Here is a 19,237-nt window from a genome sequence, read left to right on the forward strand (position 1 = left end):
ACAAGCACGTCAGGCCACACCCACCGGTCGGCAAGACCGAACACCAGAACGCGACAACCAGCCACAACAACCAACAAAAGGTTTAATCACAAGCTAAGAGCTCGCCGACAATCAACACGTAGGTTCGCGAACCGGTGGCCGTTGATCTGGTAAGGCTGGCTCTCCACCTGCAAGGACTCTCCCCGCAGGCGCCGGGCCGGATCGGGTCCGGCATAGCCCGTCCATGCAGGCCACAACGGTGCTACCAGACTTGCGGAGCCGAAACTGGAAGTCGGCGTGTTGTTTCCCTGCGGGCCCTAACTCAACGGTGTTGAGCGAGACATCGACACGAGATCATCAGTACGCCGCGAATGCGGTCTAGTGAAGCCGGTCAGGCGGGGTCAGGGAGGTAGCAGGCCAATTTCTTCTTGATCAGGGCGTTGAACGCGTAGCCCCAGATGCGGGTGCCGCGGAAGATGTAGGACCGGCCGGCCGCCAGGTCGACGACGGCCGGCTGGGCCAGGGCCGCGAAACCGCCCAGGTTGAGCCGGTGGGGACGCTGGGTGATGTCCACGGCGCCCTGGTCGGCGCTCTGCGCTACCAGCACCGGCAGCACGACCACGCCGGACTGGAAACCGCGCCACTGGCCCTTGCGCTCGACCGCCAGGTTGACCGCCTCGGCGGCGAACTCGCTGAGTTCGGTCTCGCCGACCGTGTCCGCCTTGGCCGCGACCAGGAAGATGTGGCCGCGCACCAGCGCCTTCATTCGGGCCTGGTAGCCGACGAGGCCGAGCGGCTCGTGCGTCACCTCGCAGCCGTCGGCGACGAGTCGCTCCTCGATGCCCTGCAGGTAGCTGTCCGCGTCGATCATTACCGGCCTCTCACCATTCTCCGTTGCCACCAGTCGATGAACGAAACGTATCCGGGCGCGCCGACGACCGCCGCGAGCAGGCAGGTGAAGGCCCACACCAGCAGGCCGGCGAGCAGGCCCCAGCCTAGGTAGCGCACGGCCCCGGCGTAGAGCTCCCAACCGGCGCCGGTCGGCTTGCCGAGGCCGCAGCGGCCGGTCGACTCGTCGAAGCAGGCCTGCTGCAGCTCGACCGTGTGGCCGACGTCGTCGGCGGTGAGGATCGACCGGTCGACCTCGGCCAGTGCGCCGTCGGGCAGCCGCACCCGACAAATCCACCACAGGCCGAGCCGCCGGTCGTGCAGCGGACCGACCCGCTCGCAGCTCTCCACCGTCACCTGCACCGGCCGCTCGGCCGCCCCCTGCGGGCCGACCGAGCCGGTGCCGGGATAGAAGCCGGCCAGCGTGTTCATCACGATCGTCGACAGGTAGGCGACCGCAAGCAGGACGGCGAGCCGGAGCAGCTTCGCGAGCCGGTACCGCACCGGCCCGTACCGCTGCCACGCCGACTCCTCCCGGGCTCGGACCTTCCGGGAGTAGTCGGCGTCGGCAGGACGATCGGTCAGGGGAACGCTCCTCCCGCGAAACCACCGAAGATCTGCACCGGCGTGTTTATCGGATGCCACGACGGACCCTTCGACATGAACTCGCTGAGGTCGTCCTTGGTCGTCGGCGCGAGGCCCCCGACGACGCCACCCGCGATGCCCTCGGCGGAGAACCCGCCTTTGATTACCAGACCCACCGTGCTGCCAGCAACTTTGAGGTGTCCCAGGGCACCGCCGCCGGCGCGGCTCACGTCCAGGCCCCAGGTCGAGCGGGTGGCCCGGATGAAGGAGCTGGCGTTCGCCTTGGCGTGCCCGCCGATCGCGACGCTGGCCTTCTGCGGCAAGATCTCGCGGACGGCGCCGAGCGTCTGTTTCGGCAGCGAGGTCACGGCGGATCTGGCACCGGACAGGCCGCCCTTGAGCAGGCCACCGCCGACCGCGCCGACCCCGCCGCCGAGCGCGCCCAGCCCGGCGCCGATCGCGGCCTCGGTGGCGAGGTTGCCGACCCCGCATTTGCTCTCGTCGCCGCCGTAACACTCGAGACCGGCGGTGACCAGGCCGGTGACCGCGCCACCGAGGGCGCCGCAGAGCACCGCACCACCGCCGCCGGTGAGCGCCGTGCACGCGAGGCCGACGCCCACGCCGGCGACCACGCCCACCACGTCGGCGTGCTTGGCCATGAAGTCCATGCCCGCGGAACCGATACTCTTCGCCTTCTGCTTGCTGCGGCACCAGAAGCTCGCCTGGCACTCCTTGTGCTTGCGCTCCCGTTCCTGTGCGGCCCGCTGCTGGTTGGCCTGCTCCGTCTGCCGCTCGACGGTCTTCTTGCGCTTGATCTCCGCAGTGTACTTGCGGCTGAGCTCCATGCCGCGGTCCATCTGCTCCTTGGTGACACCGTCGTGGCGGGTGGTGGTGCCGTCGTAGTAGCAGCCGCCGCCACCGCCCGGGCACGGGTCCTCGCCGCTCGGGTCGGCGTGGCTGATCGGACTGTTGTAGGCGTAGGAGTACGCGTTCCACTGTTGCGGGTCGGCGAGGTCCATTACCGGGTCGACGCTGATGAACCGGCCGAGTGCCATGTCGTACCGGCGGGCACCGATGTTGACCAGGCCGCTCGGGTCGTTGTCGCCGCCCACGAAGCCCTTGCCGTTGACCCACGCGGTGCCGGCCCCACGCGACGCCCCGTACGGGGTCTGCCGCCGGATGGTCACCGCCTGCGTGCCGGCGTTGACGGCGATCTGCTGGGTGCCCTGGTGATCGGTGAACAGCCAGGTCAGATCGTTGATCGCCGAGGACGCCTGGCGGGAACCGCAGATCGTGCCCGCGAAGGTGTAGTAGCGGGTGCCGATCGTGGTAGATCCCTGCCGGCGGACCTCCTGGCCGGGCAGGTACAGCGTCGTGCCGCCGGCGTCACGCCGGATCAGCCGGTCGCCGTCGGCGTCGTACAGATTGCTCTCCACCGTGGTGCTGCCGGCCGTGACCGCGGCGAGCTCGCCCTCGGCGTCCCAGCTGAGGGTCTGGCTGTTCGCGTTGGTGTCGCAGTCGTTGCCGGTGCCACCGGCGGCCGGGCGGCAGACCATGTTGCCGCTGTTGTCGTACCGGTACTCGGTGGTGGTGGCCGCCTGGCCGGGGGCGGTGGTGGTCATGCCCGTGACCGCGTGCGGCCGGGCCACGTCCTTGCCGCCCTGCGGCACCGCGTACTCGCGCAGGGTGTTCCCCGCCGCCACGTGGCTGGTCTCGGTGAGCCGGTTGCCGGTGACGTCGAAGGTCCAGTCCTGCCAGTACGGTGCCGGCCCGCCGAGGTCCGCGACGGCCGGATCGGTCTTGCAGTCCACCGTCGTCCTGGGTGTCCACGCGGTGGTGAGGCGGCCCAGCGGGTCGTTGCGGAAACACTGCTTCTCGGCGGTGCCGACCTCCGGCTTGTCCTCGATCGAGGAGATGTTGCCGATCTCGTCGTACGCGTAGTGGCGATCCGCGACCGAGCCGGACACCGACTCGCGCTTGACGGTGGTGCGGGAGATCCGGCGGGTGCCCTCGTCACGGTGGATGACGTCCTGGACCCACTTGCCGCCTGGCATCTTGTAGATCGAGCCGGACCGCTCGCCGTACGCGGTGTAGGAGGCGGTGGCCATCGTGCCGGCCGACCCGGTCAGGGTGGTGTCGAGCCGGGTCGGAAGGCCGGTGGCAGCGTCGTAGTCGGTGGTCAGCTCCTCGGTGACCAGGCCACCGGCGGCCGGGTAGGACATCGAGGTCTGCGCACCGGTCACGTCGGAGTACTTGTAGGCGTAAATGTAGGTGCCGGCCAGGCCGGTCTCCGCCTCGGGGATCACGTAGTTGACGCCCGTCGGCTGGTAGCGGGCGGTGAAGCCGCGCACCTGCCAGCGGTAGGCGTTCGCCGACCCGGCCGGCTCGTACCGGACGGCCTGGGTGAGCTCACCGTTGAAGCCGGTCTGCCCGCCGTAGAGGCTGTCGTACTTCCACTCGGCGCGCAGCGGCCCAGTGGCCGAGTCGTCGCGCACCTGCTTCTTCCGCCCGATCGTGTCGTACGTGTAGAACAGCTTCTCGCCGCGGGCGTCGGTCGTACTCTCCAGTTCGTCGAACTCGTTGTAGCCGGTGAGGGTGGTGCCCTTGTCCGGGTCGGTGGTGCTCACCAGCCGGCCCTTGGCGTCGTACCCGCTGAGCCACTCGTTGCCGGCCTCGTCGACCACCCGTACCTGCTGATCCTTGCGGTTGAAGAAGTACTTGGTCTCGACGTACGGGCCGTTGACGCCGGCCGCCGTGGTGTGCTGCCGCAACGCCACGACCTGGTCGTCGATGTCGGTCACCTTGGTGGTCGCCGTGCCGCCCTTCGGCGGGGTCACCTTGACCAGGTCGCCCTCGTGCGCGGTGACGGTGCGCCACTGTTCCACGAGGTTGGTGACCCCGTCACCGCTGTAGAAGATCGCGTCGGTGACGCGGCCCGCCCGGTCGTAGATCTTCTTGTCGACCGACGGCACCGACCACTCCGGCTCCCACCACAGAGTGCCGGAGGGCGCACCCGGCTCGGCGTGCGCGCCGTAGGTCGTGGCGGCCCGGCCGAACTCGTCATAGATGGTGTCGGTGACGACCCGGTCCCCGCCGCCCCCGAGGGACATCGACTGGGTCTGCCGCGGCCGCATCAGGGCATCCATGATCTCGTACGAGGTCATGGTGTTGCCGTCCGCGTTCAATGCCTGAGTTCTCACGTACGGGTACGCGTCCCGGTTCGGCGCGAAGCGGTACTCGAACTGCGCGTTCGGTTTCGTCGGGTTGGCCGCCCGCGTCCAGCCGAGCTGCCACACCCGGGCCACCCGGCCGAGCGCGTCGTAGTCCACGTCCGCGGTGAGCCGGTTGTTCTGGTCGTACTGCTTGGTGGTTGAGCCCCAGTACGGGTTGGAGTGCAGGGTCGTCGTCCAGCCCAGCGGGTTCTTCGTGACCACCTTGGTGACCGGCCCGCCGACCGCCGGGGTGTAGATCGTCTCGGTGACGTTGTTCTTGATGTCGGTCGTCGAGCGGGTGCGGCCGGCACTGTCGTACGTCGACTCGGACACCTTCTGCCACACCGTGCCGGTCCCGGCGACCCAGTCCTTGAGCTGTTCGGTACGGGTGACCGAGCCGAAGGTGGGCGGCGTGGTGAGGCTGGTGGCCCCGTCGTAGTAGCTGCGCGCGTCGGAGATCACGTCGTCGACGCTCGACGGCGCGGTGCCGCACGGCAGCGCGGTGGTCAGCGTCCGGCTCACCGTCTGCAGCAGGTTCTTGGTGAAGTTGCGGTTGTACGTGTACGCCACACACTTCTCGTCACCGGCTTTGGCGATGTCGCCGTCGTTCTGCGACCAGTTCACCGTGCCGTACGTCTGGTCGAGGCTCTTGCGGCCGCTGGAGGTGCGCCAGCCCTGGCTGCCGTCCACGCCCAGCGCCTCCGCGGAGTAGCTGACCGCCGTGTTGACGTAGCGGGCCTCGACCGTGTCGCCGTTGATCGTGCGGCTGGCCGTCGGGTTGGACCGCCACGGCACGTTGACCGTCTTGGACACCGGCTTGGTGTCGACACCGTTGAAGACGCCCTGTTCCCGGACCTGCCCGGCGAACTGGTCCTCGTCGTAGACGGTCTCCGAGCCGACCGAGGCGGGCACGGTGACCGTGCGGGTGCCGCCGGACGGCGCGGCCCGGTCGCCGTGCATGCCGCGCAGGAACTTCGTGACGGTCAGCGTCCGGGTGTTCGGCTCGTCGCCGACCTGGGTGCGGACCTCGGCGTACCCGCGCCACTGACCCCACGTCTTGCGGTCGGGCTTGGACAGGCCGTCGTCGTCGGCGTAGTGCCAGGCCGGGTCACCCACGTACTGGTAGCGGGTGTGCTTGCTGGGTGCGGGATGCCCGGTCGGTGTCTGCAGGTCGTCCTCGGCGACGTGCGTGACGACGTACTTGTGCCACCACTGTTCGACCATCTTCTCGCCGCTGGGGTCGTTCGGGTCGGGCACCTTCACCGGGTAGCAGCGCCGGGTGTTGGTGTGCGGATCGATCGTCTTGACGATCGCCGCGGTGCACTCCGGCTCGGAGTAGTCGACCTTGATGCGGGCACCCGACTCGGTGACGATGCTGGAGATCCGCAGCCAGTTGTCGGTGCTGCCGTTCGCGGTCAGCACCCGGTTGGCCATCGACACCGCCTCGAAGGTCACCGGCGGCAGGGCGGCCTCGTCCCCGACCAGGCCGGTGTGGTCGATCCGCTCCAGCCACAGGCCGGTGTGCGTCGAGTCCGCGGTGGCCGCGAAGGTGTGCTTCAACGTCCACCGGTCGACCTCCTGCCAGCGAGCCGGCGAGACGCTGGTGTCCCACACCTTCGTGGTGATCGACTTGAGCCGTTTGGCCGTCCAGAAGGTCGGCGAGTAGTCACCCGAGCACGAGGTCGCGCTCTCCTTGCACTCCTGGTCCCAGGGAGTGTCCTTCCAGTTCGCCGTCTTCGGCGACGCCTCGGTGCCGCAGTCGAGGAAGCACCGCATGTCGGTGTCGAAGACCACCTGCGCGTACGGGGTGGTGTTGCGCTCGGTGACGCCGTGCGTGGCCTGCGTCCGGTCGTACGTGCCGTAGTCGATCCGGGTCAGGTAGCCGGCCCGGTCGTAGGTGACGTCGGCGGAGTCGGTCGCGTTCTGGGCGTACTTGTTGGTCTCCCTGCCGTACCAGAACGACATGGTGTTGCCGTGCACGTCGACGACGTAGTCCAGGTTCCAGCGCCAGGCCTGCTTGCAGTCCGACGAGGTGAACGCGCTCGCGTGGCACGGCTCGCCGGAGTGGTTGCCGAACACCGGCACGGTCAGCGTCGAGTTGGTGTCCGACGTCTCGCCGGGCAGGTCGTCGAGGCCGAAGAAGTACTGCGTACCGTCGCTGGTGGTGACCTTCCAGTGCTCGCCCACGTCGCCGTACGCCGCGTCGCCGGCGTCGCCGTTCGATGCGCCGTCCAGCTTCTCGATCTTCGAACCGTCCTCGGTCCGGTTGTGCCAGCCCTTGCCCTTCTGGAAGATCAGCTCACCGCCCCGGCCATTCAGGCTCATCGTGGCGTTCTCCGACCGCCAGCATTGGTCGCCGCTCGACTTCGTGCTGTTGGCGCCGTTCTTCGAATCCTCGGCACACGGCACGTACCGGCGCTCGATGTAGCCGGGCGCGTAGTCGAAGCCCTCGCCGATCCAGGACGGCTGGTTGTTGGTCACCTCGGACCGGCCGTCCACGGCCGACGAGGAGTAGGACAGCGACAGCTCCGGCGCGGGACCGGTGGCCGGCGGCACCCGCACCGGGTAGGTCCAGGAGAAGTCGCCCGAGTTGCCGCCCGCGGACCAAGTGGACGACGGGGACAGGCTGGTGGCGCCGAAGTCACCGCCCGAGCCTGACGCGCCGGCGGCCAGGGCCACGAACGAGCCGGTGGCGGCCCGGGCTGTGGCGGCCTGTTCCACGTTCACCGTCGCGGACACCGTACCGGCGGTCGTGTCGGCCGTGGTCGGCAGCGGCACGGACCGGCAGGCCGCCGCGTCGGGCGTGGTCAGCGCACACTGCGGCACCCGCCACAGCTTGAGGCGCGAGGCCCAGTCCGCGCCGTACGCCCGCTCGAAGCCGCGGTAGTCCACCGACAGCTTCGCGGCGCCGGTGTTCGCACCGCGCGGCGCCGTCACCCGCATCACCATGCCGTCACGCCAGGTCGGCGGGGCTGCCGCCGGGTCGACCACCTGGACGTCCACGCTGGACAGGCGCGCCGCGGAGACACCCGGCGCGTCACCCACCCAGACCGGCAGCGCGCCCGCCCTCGCCCGGCGGGTGGAAGCCGCCGACCGCGCGGCCGGCGCCGACAGGTCCACCCGAGCGGTGGCCGGCTCCGGCCAGACGGGCTCGGCCACCGGCTCATCCTTGATCCGCTGCTGCGTCCACGCCCGGCCGGTCACCGGCCGGCCGTCGCGGTCCAGCTTCTCCGCCGCCGGCCTCGCCGGCTCCGGCTTCTCCACCGGCCGCGCGGCCTGCGCCGGGATGCCCCCCAGCGTCAGGACCATGGCGGTGGCCACGGTGGCGACGAACGACAACCTCGCGAGCATTCCCCGTTCCCCCCTGTACGGCATGTCGCTCATCGCCGCCACACGACCTGGCCGGCGGTGTCGAGAAGGGCCAGATCGCCGTCGTCGTAGAGGACGAGCCGATCGGCCGTGGTGTTCCAGGTGCCGGTCGACCACAGCGGCGTCCGGTCGCTGCGGTAGAGCACGAGGTTGCCGTCGCCCTGCATGACCAGGGAGGCGCCCGGGTTGCCCGTGGTGTTCGTGGCCCAGATCGCCGTGGCGTTCTGGTAGAGCACGAGGTTGCCGTCCTCCTGCATCCACAGGTGGTAGGTACCGTCGCTGGACCGCAGCGCCTCCCGCTCGTGCAGCGTCTGATCGGTCCCGAGTACGTTGCCGCCGGAGACGTCCGCCGCCTGGGCGTCGAACAGCGCGGACACCGCGCCCTCGGTCATCGCGCCCTGGTAGATGGCGACGTCGTCGATGCCGCCGTACCACTGGTCGACCACGGCGTCGTGGTAGAGGTTGCGGCCCACCAGCAGTGAGCCGGTCGCGTTGAACGGCGTGAAGCCGACACCCGCGGTCCCCTCGAGGGTTCCGTTGACGTAGATCCGGATGTGCTGGCGCGCCGCGTCGTAGACGCCGGTCAGGTGGGTCCACACCCCGGCCTCTGCCTTCGAGGTGGACTGCAGGCCGTCGAAGTTCGCGGTGGTCGCGTCCAGGGCTGCGACCACGAATTCCCACGTGCCGGTGTCGCCGCGGTACTTGAGGAAGAAGGCGCTCTCGTGCGTGCCTCGCTGTGCGATCACCGTACGGCTGACGGGCTCCTCGCTGCCGAGCATCACCCACGCCGAGACGGTGAAGGACTGGTCGGTCCGCAGCACCGGACGGTCCTGCCATCGGGTGAACTCGTTGCCGTCACCGTCGGGACCGGTGAGCCCGGTCTTCACCGCGCTCCGGCCGTACTCCGTGGTGGTCTCGAGGTAGTTGCCGTCGTTGTCCGGGAAATACCGGTCGTCGAGCCACAGGCCCTGGTTGCTCGCGGACCGGCCGGCCGCCACGTCGGAGCCCCTGCTCAGCGCCAGCCACCGGCCCCACGCCGTGGTCGTGTCCGGCACCTCGCAGGTGTCCCGCAGGTCGGTGACGAAGCAGGGGTACGCAGCCTCGAAGTTCCACGCGCCGACCTGGATCGGAGTCAGGATGCCGGGCTCGTCGAACCCGCCCGAGGTGGGCATCGACGCGAGCTGGCCGGTGAAGTCCTGCGGCACGAGCACCCGGTCGAAGACCTGGACGTCCGCGATCGAGCCGTTCCAGAAGTTGGCCGGCGCGCCGAGGCCGAAGCCGCGGCCCACCGCGAACCGGCCGGCCGCGGCCCACGGCGCGGCCACACGGTCGACCTGGGAGACGAGCACCCCGTTCACATAGAGGCGCAGCTTCTTCTCCGGCGCGTCGAAGGTACCGGCCACGTGCGTCCAGCGGCCCACGTCGGCGGTGGTGATGGCGGCCGTCGACATGGCCGCCACGGTCGTGCTGGACTGTGCGCTGGTGTCCTTCATGAGGAACGACCAGTACGGGACGAGCGGGCTGCCGCTGCGGCGTACGCCGATCTCGAACCCGGCGGCGTCGGTGCCGTCCTGGGTGGCGAACTTCATGTCGGTCGCGGGCAGGGCGCCGAGCCGCACCCATCCGGCGACGCTGAACGAGCCGGTCGTGTTGACCAGATCGGACGCCGTGGTGCCGGCGGACGACGTGCCGTTGAAGGAGGCGGTCTGCCCCTCCCTCAGGCGTACGTCACCGGACCAGCTGATGTTGCCGGCGGTGAGCGGGGAGTCGACCGGTGCCGGCGCCCGGTCGGCCAAGGCGGCCGCCTGCGAGATGCCCGGGTAGGTCTCCAAGCCCCAGCGCGCGACCGGCGGCGACGGGCGGCCCACCTCGAACTCGACCGAGCCGTTGCCCTCGTTGAGCGTCTTGTCGATGGCTTTGATCAGCAGCACGTTGGTGCCGAAGCGCGGTGCGGTGACGTCGACCTCGGCGACCTTAGGGTTGGTGCCGGTCGCCGTGACCGGCTTGGTCGCGGCGTCCCAGCCGTACTGGAACTTGGTGACGTCGGTGGCCGTCGACTGGATGCGGATTCGGGCCTTCCCGCCGGGCCCGGTGGGCAGGGTCACGACCGACGCGGTCACCGCGGGCACCGTCGTGTCCACCTTGAACTGACACCAGGCCGACCAGTTGCTGGTCAGCGAGTAGGGCGCCTTGTCGATGCCCTTGGCCCGGAAGGCGTACGTCTTGTTCTTGACGGCCGTGACCGTCGCGGAGGTGGCCCGCGCGCCCGGGGTGACCGAGGTCTTGTTCGGTGGTGCGGTCCGTCGGGCCGGCGAGGTGTTGGTGACCGAGCCCATGCCCGCGGCCGGCACCTCGATCCACTCGAACACGCCGGTCAGCGAGTCGGACTTGTCGGCGTCTGGGAAGATCGCGGAGAACGTCGGGGTGAGCGTGCCGATGGTCAGCACACCGGAGCCGCAGGCGACGCCGGCGGCCTGCAGGTATGTCGGCGCCCCCGGCCGGGTGTCGTAGTCGACGAAGAGCTTGGCGTCGTTGGGGAAGAACTTCTTCCACCGGTCCTGCGTCGACTCGCCGGACCCGTCCGAAGCCCGCGCGGTGAAGCCCAGGTAGAGGGCCGTCCAGCCGCCGGTCGCCGCGTCCTGCGCGATCTTGGTAACGTTGGCGCCGGTGAAGTTCATCTTCATGTCGCCCTGGATCGAGTCGCAGCCGCCGGACTCGTTGGCGTGACCCGAGGCGGTGTCCAGGTAGCGGCCCAGCTTCATGGCCGACCAGCTCGCCTTCGGCGATGCGTTGATAGCCGCCGTCGCGTACATCGAGGTGACCGTGTTGTCGCACGACCAGGAGTGGTCCAGGTTCATCTCCACCCGGGCCGACTCGATGTGCTTGCTCTTCAACGACACCCCGTTGGCGGTGGTCGGGAACTGGAAGAACGACCGGTAGAGCACGCCGTTGTCCGGGTTCTTGCCGACCCGGGCGACGGAGTAGTCGGTGTTCGACGAGCCGTTCTCGGTGGCGTACGCCCACTTGGCCTTGTAGACCGACCATGTCGGGTCGACGTAGAGCGGGAAGGCGGCGTTCTGCAGCAGGGTGGGGTCGGGACGCAGCACTAGGTCGTCACCGGCCAGGTCGACCGACACGGGCGCCAGCCGGGCGGCGTCGCCCGCCCCCTCAGCGGTTGACACCGACACCGCCGGCGACGCCGTGGACCGTTCCGTTGACGTCTTCGCCTCGGGCGCTCTGCGCGAGTCCCACATGAGCGCGGGCTCGGTAGCGGCGAGAACGGAACCGGCGCCGATGGCCCGCAACGTGCCGCCACCGGACTGGATCTCGGCGTCGCCGCCCAACTCGAAGCGGATCTCCCGCACGCCGGCCTGGGCCGCCGCCGCGGCCGTCCTGATGACGATGGTGTGGGTGAAGCCGGTCGCGGTCGCCCGTACCACGAGGTCGACATCGTCGAGCACGTCGGCGTAGGTGGCCGAGGCTCCGGACACCGTCGGCGGGGGCAACGTACCCGGCCACGACATGGTCATCGTGCGGCCGGCCCGGGTCAGTGTGGCGAGCGGGCCGCTGCCGCCGGCGGAGAACGCTACGTCCGCCACCGACACCGCCGGGCGCAACCGCCCGTCGTTGCCTGGGCGCAGCTCGAGGTCGATCTCGGCCCATTCCGCACCGCGCCGCGCCCGCTCTGGAACCACCGAGGACTCGAACCTCAGGCGCCCATCCGGCTGCGCGGTGACCTGCGAGAACTCGGTCCGCGAAGAGTTCACGACGACCGGGCTGCCGCATCGGACGGCAAGCTGGGTGGCGGCCGATTCCGTAGTGGCGACGTCATCGCATGACGCGACCGCGGCCTGTGCCGCCTGTGGCACGGCGAGTGCCCCGACGATGAGACCTGCCGTCAGGCATGCAGGTAGAAGCCTTCGCCGCATAGCGCCCCCGATCGATGTGCGGATACGGCGGACACACTAGATCTTCGATGACAGGGATCGCCATCCGTCAATGAAGAGCAATTCCGTCACAACGGACTGCAGCCCAACAAGTGGACTGTGATATAGATCACTTTCAATAGTATGTTGCCTGGGGCGGCACCCGGGTTCGCAGATCCGCGCGGATGAGATTGCGCGAGGACGGCGAGGGCTGCCAGCGCGAAGGTGGTGAACCGGTGCCAGGACGTCCAGCGGCTCACCGGTCGTACTGTTGCGGCGGATCAGCAGGCCATGCCGGCCGTCGCCGTCGGCGCCGACGTCGGCCAGCCAGGCCCAGTCGTAGAACCGTGGCCCTTTCGAACCATCGCCAGCGCTGCGCCGGGTCCATGCCGTGGCGGGTAGTTCGGCGGCCAGCCGGTCGGCGCGGCAGCGTCTCTTGCCTGCGTCGATCGGCACGAGGTGATCGCAGAAGACCGCCAGGACGTGGCCCAGGCGTAGTTTGCACAGCTCACCGCGCAGCCGGGTGCTGTTGCCGTAGGCCTCGCCCGCGGCGACCCATCGGGCCGGGACCAGGGCGTTCACGGCGGCGGTGATCATGTCGTCGGCCAGCTCGGATCGGGTGGCGAACACGACGTCCTCCGGGACGCCTGCCAGAAACACACCGACCTGGGCATTCTCGATCCGCCCGGCGGTTCCGGTGTACTGGCGTTGCACGCCGACGGTGTGCACGCACTTCTTCAGGTCCCTCTGATGGATCGAGGCTGAAGCCCCGCACGGGCGCCGCCCCGCGCACATTTCACATTCGCAATGCTTTCCCCCGGGACCTTTCGCCGTGGGCGCAAGATCCGACAGCGAACGGCTGATCCAGCCGGTTGACGAGGCACTAACATGAGGCAACCAAGCGGGGAGGCGTGTGAATGTATAAATCTGTTCGCGTAGCCGTGTCCGTATTCACGGTGGTGGCGCTCGTTGCCGTTCAGGCACCAGCTCGAGCCACTCACGAAATGGACAGCATGGTGCCCACGCAGACCTATCGCCCATTCTGCTACGGCACCAGCCTGGAGAACGGGATGGTGTGCCAGACCGACAACGCCAATGAGCCTTTCCGCGTAACGAGCCGTGACGCCATGTAGCGTCCGTTTTCAGGTGGTCCGGGCGTGTTCGGTGTGGAGGATTACCAGGGCGGCGGCGACGATGGCGCCGATGCGCCAGGGGTCCAGGCTGATGTTGCGTAGGGCTTTGAAGGTGACCTTGAGCAGGCTGTTGCCGCGTTCGCCGACGGCGCGGAGCCGGTTGTGGGCGCGGTTGAGGGTGTGTTGCAGGTCGGTGAGTTCGCCGTTCTTGGGCTTCTTGAACGCGACCACGACGGTGTCGGCTTCGCCTTCGTAGCCCAGGTCGGTCAGGGTGCGCAGGTCGCCGCGGATGGCGGCGAGGGTGCTGAGCAGGTCGGGGTGGGTGCGCAGGCAGGTGGTGTCGTGCTCGCGGCCGGGCCGGACCGGCGAGGTCCACAGGGGCCAGCCGTCCGGGGCGGTCAGGACCTGGATGTTGCCGCCGTGGTTCTTGTGCTTCTTCGCCCACCAGAGATCCACGCCGGGGGTGGGGCCGGGGGTAGCGACGCGGTCGGTCTCGATCAGGGTGCCGTCGAGCAGGACATAGTCGTAGCCGGCGGCTTTCGCGGCCAGCAGCGCGCCGTGCAGGGTGGGCGCTTGGCCGGCCAGGACGTCGATGCCTTCGTTGAGGTAGTCGTAGGCGGTGGACTTGCTGATGGCGTTTCACCGACGACGCATCCGGAGCCACCACCGAACGCCCCGGCCTGCAACGCGCCCTACGCGCCGCCACCGCCGGCCGATACGACGTGCTACTCGTCTACCGCGTCGACCGGTTCTCCCGCCGCCTGTCCGACCTTCTGGACCTGCTCGGACAACTCGAAGACGCCGGAGTCGCGTTCACCTCCGCCACCGAGCCGTTCGACACCTCCACGTCCATCGGACGCATGCTCGTCCAACTTCTCGGTGTCTTCGCCGAATTCGAACGAGAAACCATCATCGACCGCGTCATCAACGGAATGAACGCCAAAGCCGCCAAAGGAAAATGGCCCGGCGGCAACCGGCCCTACGGCTACCTCATCGACCGAGCAACCCAGAAACTCACACCACACGAACACGAGGCGGCGATCCTCTCCGAAATCGTCCGCATGTACGTGAAGAAACGCCTCGGCACCCGCGCCATCGCCGACGAACTCAACCGGCGCGGCATCACCAACCGCACCGGCAAGAAATGGTCCGGCATGACGATCGGCCGTCTCCTGGAGAACCCCGCCTACACCGGCGACATCGTCTACGGCGACACCCACGTCCCCGACACCCACCCCGCGCTCATCGACCGCCCCACCTGGCACCACATCCGCGAGATCGCCGACACCCGCTCCGACGCCCACAACCAGCGAGCCATGAACGGATCCGACTACCACCTCACCGGCCTGATCACCTGCCCACGCTGCAAGAACAAGTACATCGGCACCTCAGCCAAAGGCCGCACCCGCAGCTACCACTACTACACCTGCTACTCCCACAGCCGATACGGCACCCACGACTGCACCAGTCCCCGCCTGGACGCCCCCGCCATGGACGAAGCCGTCCTCCAAGCCCTGCACGACTTCTACCGCAACGCCGACACCCTCATCGCCACCGCGATCAACCAGGCACGAGCCCACCACCACGACACCAACGCCGACCGGCACGCCGAACTCGACGCCATCGAAGCCGCCATCACCGCCAAGACCACAGCCCGCGACAAATACCGGACCGCGTTCGAGAACGGCACCATGGACGAGGAAGACACCGGCCCGCGCCTACGCGAACTCCGCACCGAGATCGAAGCCCTCAAAGTCCGCCGCGACGAGATCACCGACCTGATCAGCGACGAACCCATAGCACCGTCACCCAGCACCCTCGCGAAAACCCGAGCCCGCCTCGAACATGTGATCACTAACGGCGACTCAGCCGAACGCAAAGCCATCATCGAAGAACTGATCGCCGAGATCCGCATCACCGGCGACGAGATCATCCCCGTGTTCCGGCTGCCGCGTGACGAACCCGTCGCGGTGGACGCGGCGACACCCGCCACGTCCACCGGCGACGGCAACGAACCGGATCCGGTTCGCGCAATGCCAAACCTGGTGGGGCGGGCGGGACTCGAACCCGCGACCGAGGGATTATGAGTCCCCTGCTCTAACCCACTGAGCTACCGCCCCGTACCGGCGGCGATCCTATCCCGTGCCCCGCTCCCAAGCCTAGCGATCTATCACCGCACCAGGGATTTCGGTCGTAGGACGATCTGTAGCCGGGGATCCGTCACCATGTCGGGCGGCTCGGAGATCCTCGATCCGGGGCGCCTCCTCGTCGCTGCGGCTGGGGCATTCGGGGCCGTTCTGGGTGGTGAACTCGGCGTAATTCTCCAGGTTTGTGCCGCTCGCTGGATCTCCCTGTAACGGGCATTACACACCGACTCGGGCGCCGAGGGACGACAGGACCGCTCCTGCGGCACGCCAGCCTCCGGCCATGGCGCCCTGGATGGAGGGGCTGTCGCGGTGGTCGCCGGCCACGAAGAAGCCGTCGCCCAGGTTGACCGGCTTGCGCAGTCTGGCCTGGGGTGGGCGGGCCGCGGGCAGGGCCTGCGGGATGGTGACCACGCTGAGCAGTTCCCAGTCGTCGGTCGGTGTTCCGTACATCCGGGCCAGCTCGACCCGGATGACGGCCTCGGACGCGCTGGACGGCGCCGAGACGCCGACGACGGTGGCCGCGATGAGGCTTTTGCCGCTGGGGGCGTACTCGGGTGCGGCGTTGCTCATCACGACGGTGTTGGCGATGATCTCGCGCCGGTCGCCGTCGAGCAGGAGGATCGGCTCGTCGATGGGGGCGTGCGGGGCGCCGAAGTAGAACGTGGTGAGGCTGTGCACGTCGGGCCGGGGCAGCCGGGTGGGCAGCAGGACGCTGGCGCTGACCGGGTCGGTGGCGACGATCATGGCGCGGCAGCGGATCTCACCGCCTTCGGTGACGACCATGCCGGGGCCGATGGACAGCGTACGGGCGCCGATGAGCAGTTGGGGAAAGGGCAGTGGCCCGGCGACGGCTGCGGGCAGTGCGGCCATGCCGGCGGCGGGCACGCCGATCCGGCCGCGGGCGAAGGAGCGCAGCACCATGGCGGCCACGTGACTGGACGTCTCGAGGGAGCGGTCGGCGAACACTCCGGAGAAGAACGGCCGTAGCACCTCTTCGATGACGCGGTGGGAGAGGCCGGCGGCGCGCAGCATCTCCTGCGTGGTGGTCTCCGGCATCTCGAGCAGCCGGTCGGCGGGCAGGGTGGCGCAGCGGGTGGCGAGGGCCGCGAACTTGAGGCGGTCGGCGAGGGTGCCGATCCCGGAGATCAGGGTCTGCGGTGCGGCGAGTGGCTCGCGCAGCGGGTTCTCCAGCCGGTGCAGGCTGTGCCCACGGCGGACCAGCACCCCGGAGGTGAACCAGCGCATGTCGAGCGCGTCCACGTCGACGAGCGCGGGCAGCCGCGGGTAGGCGGTGTTGAGCACCTGGAATCCGCGGTCCATCCGCCAGCCGTCGAGCACGTCGGTCGCGACCCGGCCGCCGAGCCGGTCGGAGGCCTCCACCAGGAGCCATTCGACGCCGGCCCGATCGAGCCGGCGGGCGGCGGACAGCCCGGCGAGCCCGCCGCCGATGATGACGACGTCCACCTCTACCGGCTGTGACATGTCCACCCCACAGGCTGCAATCAACGCGGAACCCAGCGTAACCGGGCACGCATTCCCAGGGAGGAGAAAGCCCTTCAACCCCCGAAGCCTCCGGTACGCACGACGCGCGGCCCGATTCGGAAGGATCGCCGTCTCACGCTCGCTGACCTGGGCGGGACGACTCGACGATGGAGGCGAAGGACAGTAATGCCCGGACCGCAACGGCCCGGGCATTGTTTGTCGTTTACTGCTCCCCGAATAGGACTCGAACCTATAACCTGCCGGTTAACAGCCGGCTGCTCTGCCAATTGAGCTATCGGGGATTGCTGCACTGCTTGTCCTGCTGCCGCCCGGTCTCCCTGGCGACGGACAACAGACTACATGACCACTGCGGCGCCCCACCAACGGGATACCCCCGTGGGCGTGGCGCCGGGTGACGTGCCCGAAATCGAGCGCGCGAGGTATCGCCCCGGCAGGATGAGGACGCGGGGAGTATCCCCCCGCCAGGATGGGTATGCACCCCCGTAGACGCATGCGCGTCGAACAACGGAAGGAGCCGCCATCATGCGCGGAAAGCTGATGTTCCTCACCGGTCTCGCGGCGGGCTTCGTCCTGGGCAGCCGTGCCGGCCGGGAGAAGTACGAAGAGATCCGGGCCAACGCTCAGAAGGTCTGGCAGCATCCGACGGTTCAGGAGGCCGCGGGTGTCGCCCAGGCGCAGGCGAACAAGCTTTACACCGAGGGCAAGGACAAGCTCCAGTCGTCCAAGCTCGGCGAGAAGCTGAACACCGGCACCACCGGCTCGGCCACCACGGACGAGCTGATCGCGCCCAGTGACACCCTCACCACCTCGAAGAGCACCAGCACCAGCACCGGCACCGGCACCACGTACTGATCGCCGGATAGTCGTAGGGCCGCTCCCGATGGGGGCGGCCCTACGTGTGCAGGCGGAAGGTCAGGGCGCGGTGCAGGGCTGCTGTTCGGGCACCAGGCCGAGGGCGGTGAGTTCGGCCAGCACGTACGACAGGTCGGCGGCCCGCTGCTCGTCGCCGCCGGGGCTGTCGACCACCACGTACTCGGTGCGGGCGGTGTCGGCGGCGAGCAGGTGTCGCAGCATCGGCTGCCAGCCGGCGGCCGGGTCGGTGATCTGGGCGGTGATGACGGAGAGGCCGGCGTCGGTCATCCGGTCGATGCCGGTCTCCGGGGCGGGCCAGTCGCGCAGCGCCGTGCCCAGGTCGAGGCAGACGCCGAGCCGGTCCTTGTCGACCCGGGTGAGCGCGGTGACGGTCTGCTCGGGGCTGTCCAGCACCAGGCCGGGGCCGGGCTGGAAACCGGCGCGGACGGCGCGCCCGACCCGCCAGGCCAGATCCGCCAGGCCGCCGGAGAGGCGCATCAGGTGGCGGGCGCCGGCGCGCTGTCTCGCCTCGTCCCACTCGTCGGCGCGGCCCAGCCCGTACGTGCAGACGGCGCCGCGGACCTCCTCTGCCGGGAGCAGGTCGACCAGGATGCGGGCCAGGTCGAGGGTGTGCCGCAGGCGGGCCGGCTCGCTCCAGTCGGCTTCCGGTCCGTCCTCGGCGGTGTCGGTGCGGTCCTCGCCGCTCGCGGGTCCGGACGCGCCGCTCACGGTGACGACTTCGAGGCCGCGGGCGTCGAGGTCGGCACGCAGCCGGGTTCGGGCGCGCCCGTCCGCGGCGAGGGCGGTGGCGAGACGGTACGGCAACCGCAGTGCGACGGTGAGAGCCCCGGTGCCGAAGTGGCCGCGGAGGGCGGTGTTGACGGCGTCGAGCCGGTCGACGACGGTCGCCGCATCTTCCGCGTGGTCTAGGCTGATGCCGCAGCTGAGATGCACGATCCGGCCGGAGGGATGTCGCAGCCGCATCAAATTCCTCCCCGGAGGAGTTCACCCGTGCAGGTGCACGTGCATTCGCACGCGCTAGCCGTTCCAGTATGGACCATCTTCACACCGGGACCCGATCGCCCGATCCGACGCCGCCGGGGTGCCATGCCGCCTCCATCCGTGGAATGCCTGCCCTTGGGTACGAGCCTGGGCCGTGAGACGGATCACCGGCGCACCCACCGTGCGACTCGGCCACCAGCCACAACATGATCGAAAGCAGCCGTAGTGATTGACGTATGTAGATCTTTAAGGCCGGGGTGACCAGCGAGTAGCAACCTACGGATCACCCTGGAACGGCATTGTCGGTCAGTCGGCTTGTTCAAACTCTGCTCAAACGGACATGCATCGTCGGCTGCCCGTGCGTACGCCGCGTGCCCGGACGCCACTGTGCGAATGCACGAGGCGACTGCCCGCGCATCAGCACCCCGGCAACGCGCTCAAGCGGCGCTGTCGCCGGCGAACCGGGATCACCGGCGTCATCTCGAACAGAACCGGCGGCCGCGGGCCCGTCCCGGCCACGACAGCACGCCGCGAGCACGAATCGGCCGGTGTGTGACGCCTTGACGCTCAGGTATCGGACGTTGGCGGCGGAGAGGTGTACGCCGGTCGGTATCCGCTGGGTGACGTCGATGCCCAGATCG

At 69.1% G+C, this 19,237-nt stretch carries 9 protein-coding genes, 2 tRNA genes and 2 pseudogenes; 2 read left to right on the plus strand and 11 right to left on the minus strand.

Annotated elements, in window-relative coordinates:
* Positions 1-370: 370 nt before the first annotated feature.
* From AB0I88_RS38190 to AB0I88_RS38215, 6 genes and pseudogenes are all read right to left on the minus strand, one after another.
* The gene (locus tag AB0I88_RS38190; protein WP_361036612.1) at positions 371-850 is read right to left on the minus strand and encodes a hypothetical protein; all 480 of its coding nucleotides are present in this window, start codon (positions 848-850) and stop codon (positions 371-373) included.
* Entirely contained in the window at positions 850-1,371 is a 522-nt protein-coding gene (locus AB0I88_RS38195) for a DUF6346 domain-containing protein (protein WP_361036614.1), read from the minus strand. The genes AB0I88_RS38190 and AB0I88_RS38195 overlap by 1 nt, the downstream gene beginning before the upstream one ends.
* A 77-nt stretch (positions 1,372-1,448) precedes the next feature.
* Positions 1,449-8,015: an RHS repeat-associated core domain-containing protein gene (locus AB0I88_RS38200; protein ID WP_361036616.1), complete on the minus strand. Its 6,567-nt coding sequence runs from the start codon at positions 8,013-8,015 to the stop codon at positions 1,449-1,451.
* 29 nt (positions 8,016-8,044) lie between these two features.
* Positions 8,045-11,800 carry a LamG-like jellyroll fold domain-containing protein gene (locus AB0I88_RS38205; protein WP_361036618.1) on the minus strand — a complete coding sequence of 1,252 codons (3,756 nt, stop codon included), beginning with the start codon at positions 11,798-11,800 and terminating at the stop codon, positions 8,045-8,047.
* A 198-nt stretch (positions 11,801-11,998) separates the two neighbouring features.
* Positions 11,999-12,688, minus strand: coding sequence for a transposase (locus AB0I88_RS38210; protein ID WP_361036620.1), 690 nt, complete (start codon positions 12,686-12,688; stop codon positions 11,999-12,001).
* 413 nt (positions 12,689-13,101) lie between these two features.
* Positions 13,102-13,737 (minus strand): annotated as a pseudogene (locus AB0I88_RS38215) (transposase family protein); the annotation flags it as partial.
* Between the two features lie 35 nt (positions 13,738-13,772).
* On the opposite strand from AB0I88_RS38215, the gene AB0I88_RS38220 reads away from it, so the two are divergent.
* Positions 13,773-15,179 (plus strand): recombinase family protein, encoded by a 1,407-nt coding sequence (locus tag AB0I88_RS38220; protein ID WP_361036628.1) that lies wholly within the window; start codon positions 13,773-13,775, stop codon positions 15,177-15,179.
* Here AB0I88_RS38220 and AB0I88_RS38225 read toward each other — a convergent pair.
* The 3 genes from AB0I88_RS38225 to AB0I88_RS38235 all read right to left on the minus strand — a co-directional run bounded on the left by AB0I88_RS38225 (position 15,136) and on the right by AB0I88_RS38235 (position 17,023).
* Positions 15,136-15,212: transfer RNA gene (locus AB0I88_RS38225), tRNA-Ile, on the minus strand. The two genes, AB0I88_RS38220 and AB0I88_RS38225, sit on opposite strands and share 44 nt — an antisense overlap.
* 243 nt (positions 15,213-15,455) lie before the next feature.
* Entirely contained in the window at positions 15,456-16,721 is a 1,266-nt protein-coding gene (locus tag AB0I88_RS38230) for an NAD(P)/FAD-dependent oxidoreductase (protein WP_361036622.1), read from the minus strand.
* A gap of 229 nt (positions 16,722-16,950) precedes the next feature.
* Positions 16,951-17,023: transfer RNA gene (locus AB0I88_RS38235), tRNA-Asn, on the minus strand.
* A gap of 241 nt (positions 17,024-17,264) precedes the next feature.
* Here AB0I88_RS38235 and AB0I88_RS38240 point away from each other — a divergent pair.
* A complete protein-coding gene (locus AB0I88_RS38240; protein WP_361036624.1) occupies positions 17,265-17,594 on the plus strand; it encodes a hypothetical protein in 330 nt (109 codons plus the stop codon).
* Positions 17,595-17,654: 60 nt separating this feature from the next.
* Here the strand turns inward: AB0I88_RS38240 and AB0I88_RS38245 are convergent, their stop codons facing one another.
* Together AB0I88_RS38245 and AB0I88_RS38250 are read right to left on the minus strand one after the other, a co-directional pair.
* Positions 17,655-18,578: a hypothetical protein gene (locus AB0I88_RS38245; RefSeq protein WP_361036626.1), complete on the minus strand. Its 924-nt coding sequence runs from the start codon at positions 18,576-18,578 to the stop codon at positions 17,655-17,657.
* A gap of 337 nt (positions 18,579-18,915) precedes the next feature.
* A pseudogene (locus AB0I88_RS38250) lies at positions 18,916-19,237 on the minus strand (hypothetical protein); the annotation flags it as partial.

It is taken from the genome of Actinoplanes sp. NPDC049802, assembly GCF_040656595.1.
Taxonomy (GTDB): domain Bacteria; phylum Actinomycetota; class Actinomycetes; order Mycobacteriales; family Micromonosporaceae; genus Actinoplanes.